The following is a 16705-nucleotide window of genomic DNA, read 5'->3' on the forward strand; positions in this document are numbered from 1 at the left end:
GTGACGAAAGATTCACGTGAGACGGCACAGCGGAATGCGGAGCGGAACGGTAGCGTCACCGTCGTGGTAGATATCGACGCCGCGATAGGTTATGTCGTCGCACACGGTGACCCCGTGGAGCGTGCGCGTCTGTCCTACCTGCGCACCGGTCAACGACCCGATCCCGAGATCATCGAGCGGATCGTGTCCACTCAGACCGAGTTCGGCGGCTGGCCCGCCTCCACCGAGGGTGACACCCCATCGGTGGACGCCACCTGCTTCCGGCTGAACGAGCTGGACGATCTCGGCGGCCTCGACGGCGAGCCGGTCGATCGCGCGCTCGCCTGGCTCGCCTCGGTGCAGCGCCCCGACGGCACCTGGCAGGAAGACGAGGCGCTGGCCGCCGAGGCACCGGACTGGGCGATGCCCGGCGATCCGGAGGCGACGCTCTACCAGACCGCGCTGGCCGGCTTCTGGCTCACCGTGGCCGAGGTCGAGCTGCATCCGCACCTCGACGTCCCGGCGCGTTACGGGCAGGCGCTCGGCAGCTCCGCGACGTGGCTGGTCAACCAGCTGCGCCCGGACGGCACCTGGCCGTCCTTTCTGGCCGCCGGGTGGCACGCCGCCGGGCTGCTGTACGGCCAGCAGTACTTCTACGAGTCGGCGCGGGTCCAGCTGGTGCTCGGCGACCGGCTCTCCGACATGTCCCCGGCCGACGTGGCGTCGATGGCCGCGACCCTGCGCCGCGTCAACCTCGGCGACGACTGGCTGTTGCAGAGCGCGCGGAAGCGGCTCGCCGAGACGCAGCGTTCGGACGGCGGCTGGGACAGCGCGGAAGGCCCGATCTTCGACGTGCACACGACGTTGACCGTGCTGCGTGCCTGCCGTTAGCGCGTCTGCCCATTCCCGGTGACGATGTACTTCGTCGAGGTCAGCTCCGGCAGACCCATCGGGCCGCGCGCGTGCAGCTTCTGGGTGCTGATGCCGATCTCGGCGCCGAAGCCGAATTCGCCGCCGTCGGTGAACCGCGTCGACGCGTTGACCATGATGGCCGCCGCATCGACTCGCGAGGCGAAGCGCCGGGTCGCGGTGATCGACTCGCTGACGATCGCCTCGGTGTGGCCGGTGCCGTAGTGGCGGATGTGGTCAAGGGCGTCGTCGATCGAGTCGACCACCGCCACCGAGATGTCGGCGGACAGGTATTCCTTGCCCCAGTCCTCGTCCGTCGCCTCTTGCGCATCCTTCGCGTACGCCATGACCCGCGCGTCGCCGTGCACGGTGACCCCGGCATCGGCCAGCTCGGCGAGCACCAGCGGCAGGAACGCGTCGGCGATCTCCGCGTGCACGAGCAGCGACTCGGCCGTGTTGCAGGTGGACAGTCGCTGCGTCTTCGAGTTCATCGTGATCGCGAGCGCCTTCTCCAGGTCGGCGGCCGCATCCACGTACACGTGGCAGTTGCCGACCCCGGTCTCGATCACCGGGACCGTGGACTCCTCGACCACCGTCTTGATCAGCGACGCCCCGCCGCGCGGGATCAGGACGTCGACCAGCCCGCGCGCCCGCATCAGCTCCTTGACCGAGTCGCGGGTGCTGGCGTCGACGAGCTGCACCGCGTCGGCCGGCAGCCCGGCGTCGGCCACCGCCTTGCGCAGCACCGACACGATCGCCGCGTTCGAGCTGAGCGCCGAACCCGATCCGCGCAGCAACACGGCGTTGCCCGATTTGAGGCAGATGCCCGCGGCGTCCGCCGTCACGTTCGGCCGGCCCTCGTAGATGATGCCGACCACGCCGAACGGCACCCGCACCTGACGCAGCTCCAGCCCGTTGGCCAGCGCCGAGCCCCGCACCACGTCGCCGATCGGGTCGGGCAGCGCGGCGAGCTGGCGCAGCCCGTCGGCCATCGCCTCGATCCGCGACGGGGTCAGCGTCAGCCGGTCGATCATCGACTCGCTCTGCCCGTTCTCCCGGGCCGAGTTCACGTCGACGGCGTTGGCCGCCACGATGTCCTCGGTGCGCTCGACCAGGCGGTCCGCCATCAGGAGCAGCGCCCGATCCTTGTCCGCGCGGGTGGCCGCGCCGAGGTCGATGGCGGCCAGCCGGGCGTCGGCGGCCTGCTGCAGGACGGTTGTCATGGTGATCCCTTGTCAAAGGAGGACGAGGTCGTCGCGGTGGACGACCTCTCGTTCATATCCTGGACCGAGCGTCGCGGCCAACTCGGGCGTCGAGCGTCCCAGCAGCGCGGGCAGCTCGACCGCGTCGTAGTTGACCAGGCCGCGGGCCACCGGCGCGCCGGAATCCGCGTCGACGAGATCCACCGGGTCGCCGGCCGCGAACGAGCCGTCCACCGCGGTGATGCCGGCGGGCAGCAGCGACTTGCGCCGGGAGACCACGGCCACCACCGCGCCCGGATCGAGGTGCAGGCGGCCGCGCGGCTCGGTGGCGTGCGCGAGCCAGAAAAGCCGCGCGGCCGGCCTTTTCGCCACGCCCTGGAAGAGCGTTCCGACGTCGTCCCCGGCCAGCGCCTTCGCCGCGTTCTCGGCGGAGGTCAGCACGACCGGGATGCCGAAACCGGTGGCGATCCGCGCGGCCTCGACCTTGGTCACCATGCCCCCGGTACCGATCTTCGACTTGCTGGGCGTGGCGATGTTGATCCCGTTCAGGGCGCTTTCGCTTTCCACGTACGGGATCTTGCGGGAGGCCGGGTCGGACGGGCTGCCCGTGTAGAGCGCGTCCACATCGGAGAGCATCAGCAGCAGGTCGGCGTCGACCAGCGCGGCGACCAGGGCGGCCAGCCGGTCGTTGTCGCCGAACCTGATCTCCTCGGTGGCGACCGTGTCGTTCTCGTTCACGATCGGCACCGCGTGCAGGTCGAGCAGCTTGCGCAGGGTCCGGTACGCGTTGCGGTAGTGCGCCCGGCGGGTCACGTCGTCGACGGTGAGCAGCACCTGGCCGACGGTCAGGCCGTGCCGCGCGAAGCCGCTCGCGTAACGGCCGATCAGCAGGCCCTGGCCCACGCTCGCGGCCGCCTGCTGGGTGGCCAGGTCGCGCGGTCGCTTGCTCAGCCGCAGCGGGGCCAGCCCGGCGGCGATCGCCCCGCTGGACACCAGCACCACTTCACGGCCGTCGGTCGCCAGGCCACCGAGCACGTCGACCAGGGTGTCGACGCGTTGTTCGTCGATGCCGCCGGAGGCCGTGGTCAGCGACGACGAGCCGACCTTGATCACTATCCGGCGTGCACCGGTTACTCCATCGCGCACCACGCCATTGTGCTCGGGCGGGGCGGACGGACGCGGCCGAGATCCCATATCGTGGCCGGGGTGACACCGCAGGAGTACGTCGAAGAGGTGCTTTCGCTCGTCGAGCGCATCCCGGAGGGCAAGGTCATGTCCTACGGCGCGATCGCCGACGCGCTGGCCGACCTCTCGGGTCGCAACTCGGCCCGCCAGGTCGGCACGATCATGGCCCGGCACGGCGGCGGCGTCCCCTGGCATCGGGTGGTGACCAGCGCCGGGCGCACACCGCCCGGCCACGAGCAGGAGGCGCGGCAACGGCTGCTGGCCGACGGAGTGCCGCTGAAAGGTGATCACGTGGACATGGCTCGCGCTTCGTGGCAGCCCCGATGAACCACGGACAACCCAGCCGTACGGCGTTCAGCGCGGCCCGCTATCGGGCGGCGCATCAGCTCCTGGAGCAGGGCAAGATCTTCACGGATCCGCTGGCGGTGCGGATTCTCGGCGTGCCCGAGTCGGAGCTGCTCGCGGACGCGCCCCGCCGGGCCATGCGGGTGTTCATCGCGGCGCGGACCCGCTTCGCGGAGGATGCGCCGGCCCGGTCCGGTTTACCGACCTTGGTGGTGCTCGGCGCGGGGCTGGACACGTTCGCCTACCGCAACCCCTTCCCCGGCGTACGCGTGATCGAAGTGGACCATCCGGACACGCAGGCGTGGAAGCGGCAGCGGCTCGCGGCCACCGGGATAGCGATCCCACCGGACGTCACGTATCTCGGCGTCGACTTCGAGCGCGAGACGCTGGGTGATCGGCTCGCGATGGACGGGCCGGCGTTCTTCCTGTGGCTCGGCGTGGTGCCCTATCTGACCAGGCAGGGCTTCGACGAGACGCTGAAGGTGGTGGCGTCGAGGGCGGGCAACGAGGTCGTGTTCGACTACGCCCAGTCGCCGGAGAGGATGTCGCCGGAGCGTCGTGCGGCGCTGGAGGCGCGGGCTTCGCGGGTGGCGCGGATCGGCGAGCCGTGGCTGACGTATTTCGAGCCGGACGAGATCGCCGCGGAGCTGGCCGGGCTCGGCTTCGGCACGATCGACGACTTAGGGCCGTCGCGGCTGGCGGCGCGTTTCTTCGGGCGGGAGGACGTTCCGCCCGATACGCCCGGGGGTCACGTGCTGCACGCCATCGTCGGCCCGGCTTAGCTCCTCGCTCAGCCGAGGCCGATGAACGCGGCCGCGCCCCGCATCTGGAACTCGAAGTAGCCGCGGCGGTCCTCGTCGACCGAGTTGTTGAGCTGGCCGAACAGCTCGGCGCTGACCGCTCCGCAAAGGTGGATGAAAGCGGAGAACGCGGCGCCCACGAGCCGCGGCGGGGTGCCCGGCGTGAACTGCTGAGCCACCCGGGCCAGCTCGTCGGCATACCCGCCGGTGATCGCGGCCTGCTCGGCGATCGCTCCGGCCTCGTAGGCGTCCTGGACAATTCGGGCAATCAGCAAGATGACTCTCGTGGCGGGCGCGACCGTGTCGACCGGGGCCTGATATCCCGGCACCGGGCTTCCGTAGATCAGCGCCCACTGATGCGGGTTTTCCAGGGCCCATTCCCGTACGGCGTGGGCCGTGACCAGCAGCCGCTCCACATGCCCGCCTTTTTCGCGTTTTTCCGCGTTTTCGACCTTCTCGCCTACCGCGTCATACGCGTCGATGATCAGCGCCGTGAGCAGCTCGTCCCGGCTCGCGAAGTACCGGTAGACCGCTGACGACGCCATCCCCATGTCCCGGGCGACCGCGCGCAACGACAGGTTCGCCCCGTCCGTCGCGAGGTGCCGGCGGGCCACCGTCTTGATCTCTTCGGTCATCTCGGCCCGGACGCGGGCGCGTACCCCTTCGGCGCTCATGGAGACCAGTGTGCCATAGAGAGAGCAGTGCTCTTGCTTTTCCTTCGTACGCGTGTAATCGTTGTTCTCAACGGAGAGCAGTGCTCACGAAGGAGAACGGCAATGTCGAAGTACGTCGTGGTGGGATCCGGCCCGGTCGGCACGCAGATCGCCCAGCAGCTCGCCGCCGAGGGCGAAACGGTCCGGATGGTCACCCGCAGCGGTGGCGGCCCGTCGCATCCGCTGATCGAGCGGGTCGCCGCGAGCGCCGCCGACAGTGCCCGGCTGATCTCGCTGACGAAGGGCGCTTCGGTGCTCTACAACTGCGCGAACCCGAAGTACACCGAGTGGGAGAAGCTCTGGCACCCGATGAACGACTCGATGATCGCCGCCGCGAAGGCCAACGATCTCGTCTACACGATCACCGGGAACCTGTACGTCTACGGCCCGCAGCCCGGCGGCTACATGAACGAGAACAGCTCGATGGCCGCGGTCGGACGCAAGGGCAAGGTCCGCATCAAGATGTGGCAGAACGCCTTAGCCAGCGGCGTGCGCACGGTCGAGGTGCGCGGCTCCGACTACATCGGCGCGGGCGCGGTGGGCGTCTTCTCCGCCGTAATCTTCCCGGCGATCCAGAAGGGCCGCACCGCCTGGGCACCCGGCGACATCACCATGCCGCACAGCTTCACCTACACGGGCGACCAGGCGCGCACGATGATCGCACTGTCGCGCGACGAACGGGCGTACGGGAAGGCTTGGCACACCCCGACGAACGCGCCGATCACCATCACCCAGCTGGCCGAGCGATACTGCGACATGGTCGGCGCCCCGAGGCTGAAGCTGCACAGCCTGCCGCGCTTCCTGATGCGCACCGCCGGCCTGGTCGTCCCGATGGCCCGCGAGCTGGCCGAGATGGACTACCAGTTCTACGCGCCGTTCCACCTGGACAGCACGCTCACCGAGCAGACCTTCGGCCTGTCCCCGAGCGACCTGGACGTGGCCATCCGCGAGACCGCCGACGCCGCAACCGCGACAGCCGCCCGCCGCATGTGAGGCTGCGATGTCCAACGGGAATCGGCCAGAGACGTTTCCGGGCCGGGGTCCGAATCCGCGTCGTCCCCAAGCCAGGTCGCGGCGGATCTCGACGCCGTACGGGTCGAGCAACCCGCACCCGGCACCCGGCACCCCGCACCCCGCAACCCGGCAACCGGCAATGGTTCTGTGACTCGCAGCCCGCGACTGACATCCGCCGAGATGCCCGACGAGCCGCACCTGTTTGCAGGTCGACGCGCGCCTCGCCCATCCATCCCACTATGTGGCGATCCCGGCCACATTCTGGATTTGGTCGAGACCTTGGAGAGTTACGCCCACATGCGAACCCTAAGTATCCAAGGTCTACGAAACGTCAGAAAAGACGGCCAACCAAACGGGGACGAAAGCGGCGAAAAGACGCTCCACTGTGGAGGCGATTCTCACGTTGTGGACCCACTGCCACCATGTGGTCGCCGATCCCACACAACGGACGCGCATCCCACATGATGGCGCGCGGCGTCGCTGGCCGGTGACCGCCACGACGGCGTTACAGGGCGGCGGCGAGTACCGACTGACGCGACCCGCCGGCCATGCGGCGGTCCCGCCGGTCAGAGCAGAAGGCCTACGCCGCCGCGGCGGGGGTCGCCTGCCGCGCCGGCCCGGCCCACCGCGGTGACGCCGCCGAAGTAGTGGTTGAGGTCGGGCCACTGTTTGATCCGCCAGCCCGCGTCGGCCAGCAGCGCCAGTTCGTCGCGGGGATAGCCACGCTCCACGTGCGCGGTGTTGTCGACCAGGTGGAAGCGCGGCCGGGCGATCGCTGCCTCCATGTCGAGGTCGTCGGCCAGCACCCCGAGCAGCGTGCCGACCAGCGCCGACCGGATCCGCGAGGCCCCGGCGGAGCCCGCCGCCACGGTCAGCCCGCCGTCCGGGCCGATCACGACGAGCGGGCACATGTTCGAGGCCATCCGCTTGCCCGGCGTCAGGTTGCTGGTGATCAGCTCGCCCTCGCCGAGCATCGAGTTCAGGTTCAGGCCGAGGCCGTGCGGCCAGACACCAGCGCCCAGGCCGAGCGTGGTCGTGATGACGCAGGCGTTGCCCTCCGGATCGACGACCGAGACGTTGGTCGTGTCGCCGATCTTTTGCCGGCCCTGGTCGCGCAGCGCGTTGGCCACCCCGACGACGCGGTTAGGCCGGGACAGGTCGCCCGGCAGCCCGGCAATCGTGTCCACCGTCCGGTTCAGGTCGTGGCGGGCGAGCACCCGATGCCCGGCCAGCTCGGCCTCGTCGACCGGCGACTCCAGCACGCGATACTCGACCAGGTCGCGGGCCCCCATGTTTCCGCCCGCGGCCCGAACCGCGTCGACCAGCACCTTCGCGTACTCGCCGGTGTAGAACACCTGCGGCCCCTTGGCGGCGAGCAGGGTCATTGTCCCGGCCAGCCCCTCGTGGAACAGCACCTCGCCCGCGCCCAGGTTGCGACCGCCGGGCCGGTAGATGGCGGCCCCGTCGCCCCACGCCAGCGCCGGCGCGCAGGAGTCCAGCGTCGCGGCGTGCGCGGCCGGCAACGGAACACCCGTCCGGGCCAGCTCGATCGCCGGCGCCACCACCTGCTCCCAGGGCAGCCGCCCCCACCGCCGGTGCACCTCGCCGCACCCCATCGGCACGCCCGGCACCGCGACGCTCGCCCCACCGATCGAGTAGACCTGCGGCAACCCACCGAAGAACACGTCCACCGCGACCATCCGGCCCGGCTCCCGGTCGCCGTCGATGCCGGGCACCGCGACGAAGAAGTCCAGGCAGGTCACCTGCCCGGTGGCAGCCTCGAAGTAGGTGGCAAACCCGCCACCCCCGAGCCCCGTGAAGATCGTCTCGGCGACGCAGCAGGCCAGGACTGCCCCGACCGCGGCGTCCGCGGCCGAACCCCCGTCGCTGAGGATCCGCAGCCCGGCATTCGCGGTCGCCGGGTGACTCGCGGCGACACCGGCCCCAACGCTTTTCATGCGGCGACTGTAGGCTCCCTTGCCCTCCCATGGTTACCATCCGCGTTCATGACCACTACCGGTCCGGAGTCCGGCCCGACTTCGGGTCCCACCCCCGGCTTACGACCGGTGGCCCCGCTCTCGCGCCGCACCCTTGCCGGATATTCCCTAGGTTCGCTGGTCACGGGCGCTTTCGGCACTGTGCCGGGTTTGCTCCTCCTTCCGTATCTCACCGACACGCTGGGTGTCGCGGCCGGCGTGGCGGGCCTTCTCGTGCTACTGCCCAAGGCCTGGGACGTGCTGGTCAACCCGGTGGCCGGTCGGGTTTCCGACCGCCGTGGTGACCGGCGATCGTTCCTGCTGGGCGCGGGCCTCACCCTCGGCGTGCTCTTCGCCGCGATCTTCGCGGGCCCGGTGCGCAGCGGGGCCGGCGCCGGCGCGTACGTCGCCCTCGCCTTCCTCGCCGCCGCCACCGCGTACGCCTTCTTCCAGGTGCCCTACATCGCGATGCCGGCCGAGCTCACCTCCGGCACCGACGGTTACGCCGAGCGCACCCGGCTCTCAACGTGGCGGGTGGCCGTCCTGGCGCTGGCCATCCTGGTCTCCGGTGCGATCGCGCCGCTGGTGGTCGAGCAGACCGGTGGCGGTGTCACCGGTCACCGGTGGTCCGGACTCTTCGTGGGCCTCCTCATCGTGGTGGGAACACTGGGCGTCTACTTCGGTACGCGCCGGGCCGAGACCAGCTCGGCCGCCGAATCCGAGCCCGACCTGCGAACGCAGCTGCGCGTCGCGATGGCCAACCGGCCCTTCCTCGCCCTCCTTCTCTGCTGGATCGTCCAGGCGGTCGGTACCGGCACGATGCTGGCCGGAGTGCAGTACTTCGCCGACCACATCGTCGAGCGGGAATCGGGCGCCACCTTCCTATTCGCCGCCTTCGTCGGGCCGGCGCTGCTCGTCATGCCGCTGTGGACCCGCATCGGCCGTCGTCACGGCAAACCCCGGTCCCTGACCTTCGCGTCGCTGCTCTTCGCCGCGGGAGCGCTCGCCCTTCTGCTCGCGCTGGTGCTGCCGCCGGTCGCCGTCTATCTGATCGTGGCGTGCGTCGGTGCCGGATACGCCGGCCAGCAGGTCTTCGGGCTCGCCATGCTTCCGGACTGCATCGCCTGGGACACCGAACGGACCGGCCGCCGTCAGGCCGGCGTCTTCACCGGCCTGTGGACCGCGGGGGAGACCCTCGGACTCGCGCTCGGACCCGGACTGTACGCATTGATCCTCCAGCTCTTCGGATATGTCTCGTCGTCGACCGGCGACGCCGCCGCACAGGACGACGCCGCACGGCTCGGCGTGCTCCTCGGGTTTACCGTGGTGCCGGCGGTGCTGGTGGCTGCCGCGGTCCTGCTATTAGGCGCCTACCGAGACCAGTGGCGGAAGGCGACTTAGGTCTATTCGGCAGCGACCTTTGGCGAATAGCCCGCCCGGTGTCCCCTCGATTAACGTCGGCGCATGTTCGAAGCGCTGCCCGAGAAGGGCGTCCCGGGTGACCAGATCCTCGCCGAGTTACGCGAGCTGCGGGCCGCCGATCTGCCGACCCACGGCGGCCGGCTCTTCGCCTATGTCTACGACCCGGCGGTCGAGGGTCTGGACGAGCTGGCCCGCGCGGCGCACGCCATCTCGGCACAGGTGAACGGCCTCGACCCGACCGCGTTCCCGTCCCTGCTCGCCATGGAAAACGCGCTGGTCGCGGCTGCGGCGGGTCTGCTCGGCGGCGGGCCCGGCGCGGTCGGCAGCGTCACCAGCGGCGGCACCGAGTCGCTGATCCTGGCCGTGAAGGCGGCGCGCGACTCCCGGCCCGAGCTCGCCACCCCGCGGCTGGTCGTCCCGTCCACCGCACACGCTGCGTTCGCCAAAGCGGCCCACTATCTGCGCGTCGCGCTCGACGTGGTGCCGGTCGGCGCCGACCTCCGGGCCGATCCGGCGGCGATGGCAGCAGCGATCGGCCCCGACACGGTGCTCGTCGCCGCCTCGGCACCCTCCTACGCGCACGGGGTCGTCGACCCGATTCCGCAGCTGGCGGCGAGCGCGGCCGAGCACGGCGTACGGTTCCACGTGGACGCCTGCTTCGGCGGCTGGGTCCTGCCCTATCTGCGCCGCCTCGGCGCCGACCTGCCGCCGTTCGACCTCTCCGTGCCCGGCGTCACGAGCATCTCGGTCGACCTGCACAAATACGCGTACGCCCCGAAGGGCGTCTCGATCCTGCTGCACCGCGACGAGGAGTCGCGCCTCCCGCAGTATTTCGCGTACGCCGACTGGCCGGGCTACACGATGGTCAACCCGATCATCTCGTCCACCCGATCCGGCGGCCCCATCGCCGCCGCGCTGGCCACGTTGCGCAGCATCGGCGACACGGGCTATCTGGAGCTCGCCGGCCGCACCCGCGACGCCGTCACCGAGCTGTCCGCCGCCGTGGCGGACACCGCCGGGGTGCGGCTGTTCGCGCCGCCCGAGACCAGCGTCGTCTGCCTCACCTCCGACGCCGCCGAGCCTGCCGCAGGCGCGGCCGACCCCGCCTCGGACGAGGCTGACGCTGCTTCGGCCGAGGTCGGCCTTGCTCCGGCCCGCGCCGATCCCGCTTCGGGCCGCGCCGATCCCGCTTCGGGGCGCGCCGACCCTGCCTCGGGCCGGGTCGACCTCTTCGTGCTCGCCGATGAGCTGGCCGCGCGCGGGTGGCACACCCAGCCCCAGATGGCCTACGGGCCAATGCCACCCACCATCCACCTGACCGTGACTGCCGCAGTGGCCGCTACCGCCGCGGAATTCCGCCCAGCACTGGCCGACGCCGTCGCGGCGGCGCGAAAATGCGGGCCCATCGACCTTCCGGCGCCGCTGCTCGAGGCGGCCGGCTCGCTCACGCCCGAAATGGTGACGCCACAGCTCATCGCCGGCCTCGCCGAGGGCCTCGGGCTTGGCACCGGAGACTTCAGCCGAATGGCCGCGGTGAACACGCTTCTCAACGCGGCGCCGCCGGCGCTGCGCGAGGCGTTGCTGACCGGGTTCCTCAGCCTGCTTCAGCGGCCCGGCACGGCGACGGAGTAGGTTGACGTCGTGGCTGCTCTGCCAGGTGTGCTCGGGGAACCCATCCGGTTCGTGCTGAACTGGGGACGGCGCTATTCGCTGTGGGTGTTCAACTTCGGACTGGCGTGCTGCGCGATCGAGTTCATCGCGTCCAGCATGAGCCGGCACGACTTCATGCGGATGGGCGTCATCCCGTTCGCGCACGGGCCGCGCCAGGCCGACCTGATGGTCGTCTCCGGCACGGTGACCGACAAGATGGCCCCGGCGATCAAGCGCCTGTACGACCAGATGCCCGAGCCGAAGTACGTGATCTCGTTCGGTTCGTGCTCGAACAGCGGCGGGCCGTACTGGGATTCGTACTCGGTGACCAAGGGCGTCGACCAGATCATCCCGGTGGACGTCTACGTCCCGGGCTGCCCGCCCCGCCCGGAAGCACTGCTGCACGGCATCCTGCAGCTCCAGGAAAAGATCGCGGCCGAGCAGGCCGGGCCCGGCGGCGTGTCGCGTCCGGATCCGTTGGCCCGCGACGTCGTGTCCCTGACAGCACCGCTGGTGAAGCCGCCGGCCTAGGCGCCGATCTCGCACGCGACCGGGCCACCTGCGTGGCGCGCCCACCTGCGTGGCCCGGCCACCGACAAGCGGCCACCGACAAGCGGCCACCGACAAGCGGCCACCGACAAGCGGCCACCGGCAACCGCCACCCATGGTGGATCTCCAGGACTACTCTCCGGCTATGAGCGATCACTCTCGCGCGGATTTCATCGTTGACGTCCTCACCCGGGAATTCGGCGCTCTGATAGCGCTCGACCCCGCCGCCTTCCGGCGCAAGTTCCGCAAGATGGCCGCCTCCCCGTTCGCGTTCTACCGGGGGAGTGCGTCGCTTTTCTACGCCGATCTAACCGCCACCTACGCGGACGACAGCTTCCTCGACGAACGCACCAGCCGGGTGTGGATCCACGGCGATCTGCATGCCGAGAACTTCGGGACCTACATGAACTCGTCCGGTGTGCTCGTCTTCAACGTCAATGACTTCGATGAGGCGTACGTGGGGCCCTTCTCCTGGGATCTCAAACGCTTCTCGGCGAGCCTCGCCCTGATCGGCTACCAGAAGGCGCTCAGCGACGACAGCATCACCTCGCTGGTGACGACCTTCGCGCGGTCCTATCTCAACGAGCTCCGGGCGATCGCGGACGGCGGCGACGACGCCATCGGGTCGATCACGCTGGACAACGCGGACGGTGTGCTGCGCCGGGTGCTGCAGCACGCGCGACTCAACACGCGCGTCGAGATGCTGTCCGATCAGACCACGATCGACGACTACGAGCGGCGCTTCGCCATGCTGGACGGCGTCTACCAGGTGGACGGCGACACCGCGCCACAAGTGGAGGCCGCCTTCACGCGATATTTAGCGACGCTTCCGGACGCGGGCCGGCCGGTGTCCACCCACATCAAGGACATCAAGCTGCGCAAGGGCGTGGGCATCGGCTCGGCCGGGCTTCCGTCGTACAACCTGCTGCTCGAGGGCCACACCCAGGCCCTGGAGAACGACGTGATCATCTACATGAAGCAGGCGCAGGTGCCGGCCGTGGCGCGCTGGATCGACGACGAGCGCGTCCGGTCGTACTTCCGGCACCAGGGCCACCGCACCGCCGAGTCGCAGCGGGCGCTCCAGGCGCACGCGGATCCGTGGCTCGGCTACACCGAACTGAACGGCGTCGGCCAGCTCGTCGCCGAGGTCTCCCCGTACGCCGCCGACCTGGACTGGTCCGACGTGAACGAGCCCGACGAGCTCACCGGCGTGATCGCCGACCTGGGCCGGGCCGTCGCCCGGATGCATTCGGTCGCCGACGACGAGTCCAGCCACGACCTGGTCGACTTCTCCACGGAGGAGGCCATCGTCGCGGCCACCGACAAGGACGAGACCGGTTTCGTACGCCACCTCGTCGACTTCGCCCATCGCTACGGCGACCAGGCCCGCGAGGACCACCAGGACTTCGTCGACCTGTTCCGCAACGGCCGCATGCCGGGTGTATGAGTCGACGCGACGGGCCCGCCGGATCATAGGATGGCGGGCATGACGCCCGAAGAGGTCGGCGAGCGCCTGGTCGCCCTGCTGACCGAGGAGGACTCACCGGAGATCGTCGCCAGCCTGTCCGGCGGTGGTTCCGGGCACGAGCGCGCCGTCGTTGACGTGCCGGTCGCGCGCTGGTGGGAGGCTGTCGGAACGGCCAAGCACAACGGCGCCGTCGGCTGCGACTTCTTCGACTGGCTCTCCGCCGTCGACGAGCTCGACGACGGTTTCGACGTGGTCTGCCACCTGTATTCGACCCGCCGCAAGCACTCACTGCTGCTGCGCACCCGGGTGCCCAGGGACGAGCCGGTCGTCGAGTCGGTGGTCGAGCTGTTCCCGGGCGCCGCGTGGCACGAGCGCGAGACGTACGAGATGTTCGGCATCACCTTCGCCCGGCACCCCGACCTGCGTCCGCTGCTGCTGCCGCCGGGCTTCGAGGGGCACCCGCTGCGTAAGGAGTTCGTGCTGGCCGCGCGGGTCGCGAAGGCCTGGCCCGGCGCGAAGGAGCCCGGGGAGTCGGAGAGCGGCGCTGCCAAACGAGCCCCGATGCGGCCCCCAGGCGTACCGGATCCGAAGGAGTGGGGTCCGCAAGCATGATCCCTCTCTGGCTTGATCTGGTCATCCGGGTCGTTGCCGTGGTCGTGGCGTTCCTGCTGCTGCCGCTGGTCGTGGGGCAGACCGAGCACAAGGTGATGGCCCACATGCAGGCGCGGCTCGGCCCGATGTACGCGGGCGGCTTCCACGGCTGGGCGCAACTGGTCGCGGACGGCGTGAAGTTCGTCCAGAAGGAGGACGTCGCGCCGAACGGGTCCGACCGCCGGGTGTTCCGGCTGGCCCCGCTGGTGGCCCTGTTCCCGTACCTGCTGATCCTCCTGACCATCCCACTCGGCCCCGGTCTCGTCGCGCAGTCCCTGGACGTCGGCCTGTTCTTCGTGCTCGCCCTGCTGGGCGTGGGTGTCGTCGCCGTGCTGATGTCCGCGTGGGCGTCCGCGAACAAGTACAGCCTGCTCGGCGGCATGCGCGGCGCCGCTCAGCTCCTCGGCTACGAACTCCCGCTCGTCCTCGCCGCCGCCAGCGTCGCGGCCGCCGCCGGCACACTCAGCCTGCCCGGCATCGTCGAGGCGTGGCGTCCGTGGTGGCTGCTCTGGCAGTTACCGGCCACCGTCGTCTTCTTCATCTCCGGGCTCGCCGAGATCCGCCGCCCACCGTTCGACATGCCGATCGCCGACTCCGAGCTGGTCTTCGGCTACATGACCGAGTACACCGGCCTGCGCTTCGCCTTCTTCCTGCTCGCCGAGTACGTGGGGATCGTCGTCATCGCCGCCCTCACCACCGTCCTCTTCCTCGGCGGCTGGCACGGGCCACTCTCCGATCAGCTCGGCTGGCTGTGGACGCTGCTGAAAGTCTTCGCGGTGTCCTTCGTGATCATCTGGTTCCGTGTGTCGTATCCCCGGCTGCGCGAGGACCAGCTGCAACGGCTCTGCTGGCTGGTCCTCGTCCCGGTGGCGCTGCTTCAGCTGGTGCTGACCGCGACGGTCAAGGTCTTCACCTGAGCACTTCGGACCGCTTCCGCAGTTCGTTGAACACCTCCTCCGGGATGCCCGGGCCCTCCCACGTGTCCCACGGCAGCACCTCGACGCCCGCCAGCGCCAACTCGTCACGCGCCACGTTCCCGGCGATCCAGTCCTCGCCACCCTCGTTGATCGTGCTCAGCCCGAACCGCGAAGCGTCCACCCCACCGGCCTTCACCAGCCGCATCGCCTCACCGGCCACGACAAACCGGTCCCCGACGTCGCTCAGGTCAAAGTCAATCCCCAGAGCCTTCCCCTGTACGCCGTCGATCTGCGCATCACCGCGCCGCCAGCGCTCGCCGTCGTGGTACTCGACCACCCAGTGATCCTCGAACCAGCCCTCGCGGAAGTAGGCCCCGAACCCGCACCGCGCCCGAGCCGGCACCCCGTGCGCCCGCAGCAGTGCCACACTCACGACGGTGAACCCGCGGCAGTTGGTGGCCACGCGTTGCTCGGGTTCGCGCGCCACATCGAACGGCCGCGGGTCTTTCGCCAGCACCGCATCCAGGATCTTGTCGGCGGGCCGCAGGTGCACGGTCTCCCGATCGGCGTCGCTGAGCGTGACCCCGTACGCGTCCGCCCAGAACTCATGGATGAGCAGCCCGTGCAGAATCGCAGCGATCCCCGTGAAGTCACCCGGCAGTCGAGCCACGGCGTCCGCATGCCCACCAACACCGGTCATCAACCCAGCCTCACGATAGGTCGTTTTCATGGACCAATCTGACTACCTCCCCCAGTGTCAGAGTCAACCCAGCCAGCGAAGGCGCGCTTGAAAAGCCGGTCGAGGCCTTTCGTGATATTGATCAGGCTGAGACTCGTCGAGCGCGGCGCTCAGCCGGGTGATGACCTGCTGATGCGCCAAGGTGGGTGACGCCCGGAGGATCAACGAGCCATCCACCAGCTCGCGCCGCCGGTTGTCCTCGGGCAAGTTCTCGAGGTCGTCGCCAGTCCAAGATCCAGAATGGTCGAGAGAGATCGTCATTATGGTTTCTCCCGGTGAGCCGACGACCCGAAACCGACCGTACCGGAAGATCTACTGGGGGTGTGCTCGCGTCACACGCGGCGACGGGGCAGGATGTCTGATTGTGAGTGACGACGGGGAGCGCAACGGCACGCCCGGTAAGGGCCTGGTGCAAGGTCTCGCGGTCACGTTCAAGACCATGACCAAGCGATCGGTCACCCAGCAGTACCCCGACGTCAAACCCGAGCTCCCCCCTCGCTCGCGCGGCGTGATCGCGCTGCTCGAGGAGAACTGCACGGTCTGCATGCTCTGCGCCCGCGAGTGCCCGGACTGGTGCATCTACATCGACTCGCACAAGGAAGAGGTCGTCGTCCCGGGCGCCGCGCGGGCCCGCCAGCGCAACGTCCTCGACAAGTTCGACATCGACTTCTCGCTCTGCATGTACTGCGGCATCTGCATCGAGGTCTGCCCCTTCGACGCGCTGCACTGGACGCCCGAGTTCGAATACTCCGAGACCGACGTCCTCGACCTCCTGCACGACAAGGACCGGCTGGGCGATTGGATGCGCACGGTGCCTCCGCCGCCGGCCCACGACGTCCTCGGCGAACCCTCGAAAGAGGAGGCCACCGCGGCACGCAAGGCAGCGGGCCCAGGCGCGGCCACCGCGGCGAAAACAGCAAGGCCTCCGGTACGGCGTGCGCCCTCACCAACCACACCATCACCCGCACCGGAAGCGAACGCGGACGCAACGCCCCGCAAGCGCCCCCCACGCCCCGCCCACACCGAGGACGCCCCGCCCTCACCGCACGCGCAAACGCCTTCGGCGGATAATTTGGGCCCCGCCCCGTCAACGGCCGCCCCCAGCAACGCGGAGCGCCAGGCGCGCCGGCCGATTACGGATTCCGAGCGTGAGGCGCCGCGCCCGGCTACCGATTCCGAGCGTGAG

At 69.8% G+C, this 16705-nt stretch carries 16 protein-coding genes and 1 pseudogene; 11 read left to right on the forward strand and 6 right to left on the reverse strand.

Annotation, left to right across the window (positions count from 1 at the left end; genetic code table 11):
• Positions 1-114: 114 nt before the first annotated feature.
• Positions 115-870: a prenyltransferase/squalene oxidase repeat-containing protein gene (locus HH310_RS27565; protein WP_312034358.1), complete on the forward strand. Its 756-nt coding sequence runs from the start codon at positions 115-117 to the stop codon at positions 868-870.
• Here HH310_RS27565 and HH310_RS27570 read toward each other — a convergent pair.
• Both HH310_RS27570 and proB read right to left on the reverse strand, forming a co-directional pair.
• Positions 867-2111: a glutamate-5-semialdehyde dehydrogenase gene (locus HH310_RS27570; RefSeq protein ID WP_169178568.1), complete on the reverse strand. Its 1245-nt coding sequence runs from the start codon at positions 2109-2111 to the stop codon at positions 867-869. The genes HH310_RS27565 and HH310_RS27570 overlap by 4 nt on opposite strands.
• Before the next feature lie 12 nt (positions 2112-2123).
• Positions 2124-3236, reverse strand: coding sequence for a glutamate 5-kinase (gene proB / locus HH310_RS27575; protein WP_396027548.1), 1113 nt, complete (start codon positions 3234-3236; stop codon positions 2124-2126).
• 60 nt (positions 3237-3296) lie between these two features.
• Between proB and HH310_RS27580 the strand changes: the two genes are divergently transcribed.
• Both HH310_RS27580 and HH310_RS27585 read left to right on the forward strand, forming a co-directional pair.
• On the forward strand, positions 3297-3602 hold the full coding sequence (locus HH310_RS27580) for an MGMT family protein (RefSeq protein ID WP_169178570.1): 306 nt from the start codon (positions 3297-3299) through the stop codon (positions 3600-3602).
• On the forward strand, positions 3599-4402 hold the full coding sequence (locus tag HH310_RS27585; protein ID WP_169178571.1) for an SAM-dependent methyltransferase: 804 nt from the start codon (positions 3599-3601) through the stop codon (positions 4400-4402). Before HH310_RS27580 ends, HH310_RS27585 begins: the two co-directional genes overlap by 4 nt.
• A gap of 8 nt (positions 4403-4410) precedes the next feature.
• Here the strand turns inward: HH310_RS27585 and HH310_RS27590 are convergent, their stop codons facing one another.
• Positions 4411-5094 carry a TetR/AcrR family transcriptional regulator gene (locus HH310_RS27590; protein ID WP_169178572.1) on the reverse strand — a complete coding sequence of 228 codons (684 nt, stop codon included), beginning with the start codon at positions 5092-5094 and terminating at the stop codon, positions 4411-4413.
• Positions 5095-5196: 102 nt separating this feature from the next.
• Between HH310_RS27590 and HH310_RS27595 the strand changes: the two genes are divergently transcribed.
• Positions 5197-6126 carry an NAD-dependent epimerase gene (locus HH310_RS27595; RefSeq protein WP_169178573.1) on the forward strand — a complete coding sequence of 310 codons (930 nt, stop codon included), beginning with the start codon at positions 5197-5199 and terminating at the stop codon, positions 6124-6126.
• Between the two features lie 587 nt (positions 6127-6713).
• On the opposite strand, the gene HH310_RS27600 is transcribed toward HH310_RS27595, so the two are convergent.
• The gene (locus HH310_RS27600; RefSeq protein ID WP_169178574.1) at positions 6714-8105 is read right to left on the reverse strand and encodes a gamma-glutamyltransferase; all 1392 of its coding nucleotides are present in this window, start codon (positions 8103-8105) and stop codon (positions 6714-6716) included.
• 48 nt (positions 8106-8153) lie between these two features.
• On the opposite strand from HH310_RS27600, the gene HH310_RS27605 reads away from it, so the two are divergent.
• From HH310_RS27605 to HH310_RS27635, 6 genes are all read left to right on the forward strand, one after another.
• Positions 8154-9524 carry an MFS transporter gene (locus tag HH310_RS27605; protein ID WP_169178575.1) on the forward strand — a complete coding sequence of 457 codons (1371 nt, stop codon included), beginning with the start codon at positions 8154-8156 and terminating at the stop codon, positions 9522-9524.
• 63 nt (positions 9525-9587) lie between these two features.
• On the forward strand, positions 9588-11177 hold the full coding sequence (locus HH310_RS44150) for an aminotransferase class V-fold PLP-dependent enzyme (protein ID WP_248294460.1): 1590 nt from the start codon (positions 9588-9590) through the stop codon (positions 11175-11177).
• 9 nt (positions 11178-11186) lie between these two features.
• A complete protein-coding gene (locus HH310_RS27620; protein WP_312034359.1) occupies positions 11187-11726 on the forward strand; it encodes an NADH-quinone oxidoreductase subunit B family protein in 540 nt (179 codons plus the stop codon).
• 163 nt (positions 11727-11889) lie between these two features.
• The gene (locus tag HH310_RS27625) at positions 11890-13191 is read left to right on the forward strand and encodes a DUF2252 domain-containing protein (protein WP_169178576.1); all 1302 of its coding nucleotides are present in this window, start codon (positions 11890-11892) and stop codon (positions 13189-13191) included.
• Between the two features lie 39 nt (positions 13192-13230).
• Entirely contained in the window at positions 13231-13824 is a 594-nt protein-coding gene (locus HH310_RS27630; protein WP_169178577.1) for an NADH-quinone oxidoreductase subunit C, read from the forward strand.
• On the forward strand, positions 13824-14780 hold the full coding sequence (locus HH310_RS27635; protein ID WP_169178596.1) for a complex I subunit 1 family protein: 957 nt from the start codon (positions 13824-13826) through the stop codon (positions 14778-14780). The genes HH310_RS27630 and HH310_RS27635 overlap by 1 nt, the downstream gene beginning before the upstream one ends.
• Here HH310_RS27635 and HH310_RS27640 read toward each other — a convergent pair.
• Positions 14773-15480 (reverse strand): transglutaminase domain-containing protein, encoded by a 708-nt coding sequence (locus HH310_RS27640; protein WP_169178578.1) that lies wholly within the window; start codon positions 15478-15480, stop codon positions 14773-14775. The two genes, HH310_RS27635 and HH310_RS27640, sit on opposite strands and share 8 nt — an antisense overlap.
• A 63-nt stretch (positions 15481-15543) precedes the next feature.
• Complete coding sequence (locus HH310_RS27645) at positions 15544-15780, reverse strand: hypothetical protein (RefSeq protein WP_169178579.1); 237 nt, start codon at positions 15778-15780, stop codon at positions 15544-15546.
• A gap of 103 nt (positions 15781-15883) precedes the next feature.
• Here HH310_RS27645 and HH310_RS27650 point away from each other — a divergent pair.
• A pseudogene (locus HH310_RS27650) lies at positions 15884-16537 on the forward strand (NuoI/complex I 23 kDa subunit family protein); the annotation flags it as partial.
• Between the last annotated feature and the right edge of the window lie 168 nt (positions 16538-16705).

Origin of the sequence: Actinoplanes sp. TBRC 11911, from assembly GCF_012933445.1 — a bacterium.
Lineage (GTDB): Bacteria > Actinomycetota > Actinomycetes > Mycobacteriales > Micromonosporaceae > Actinoplanes.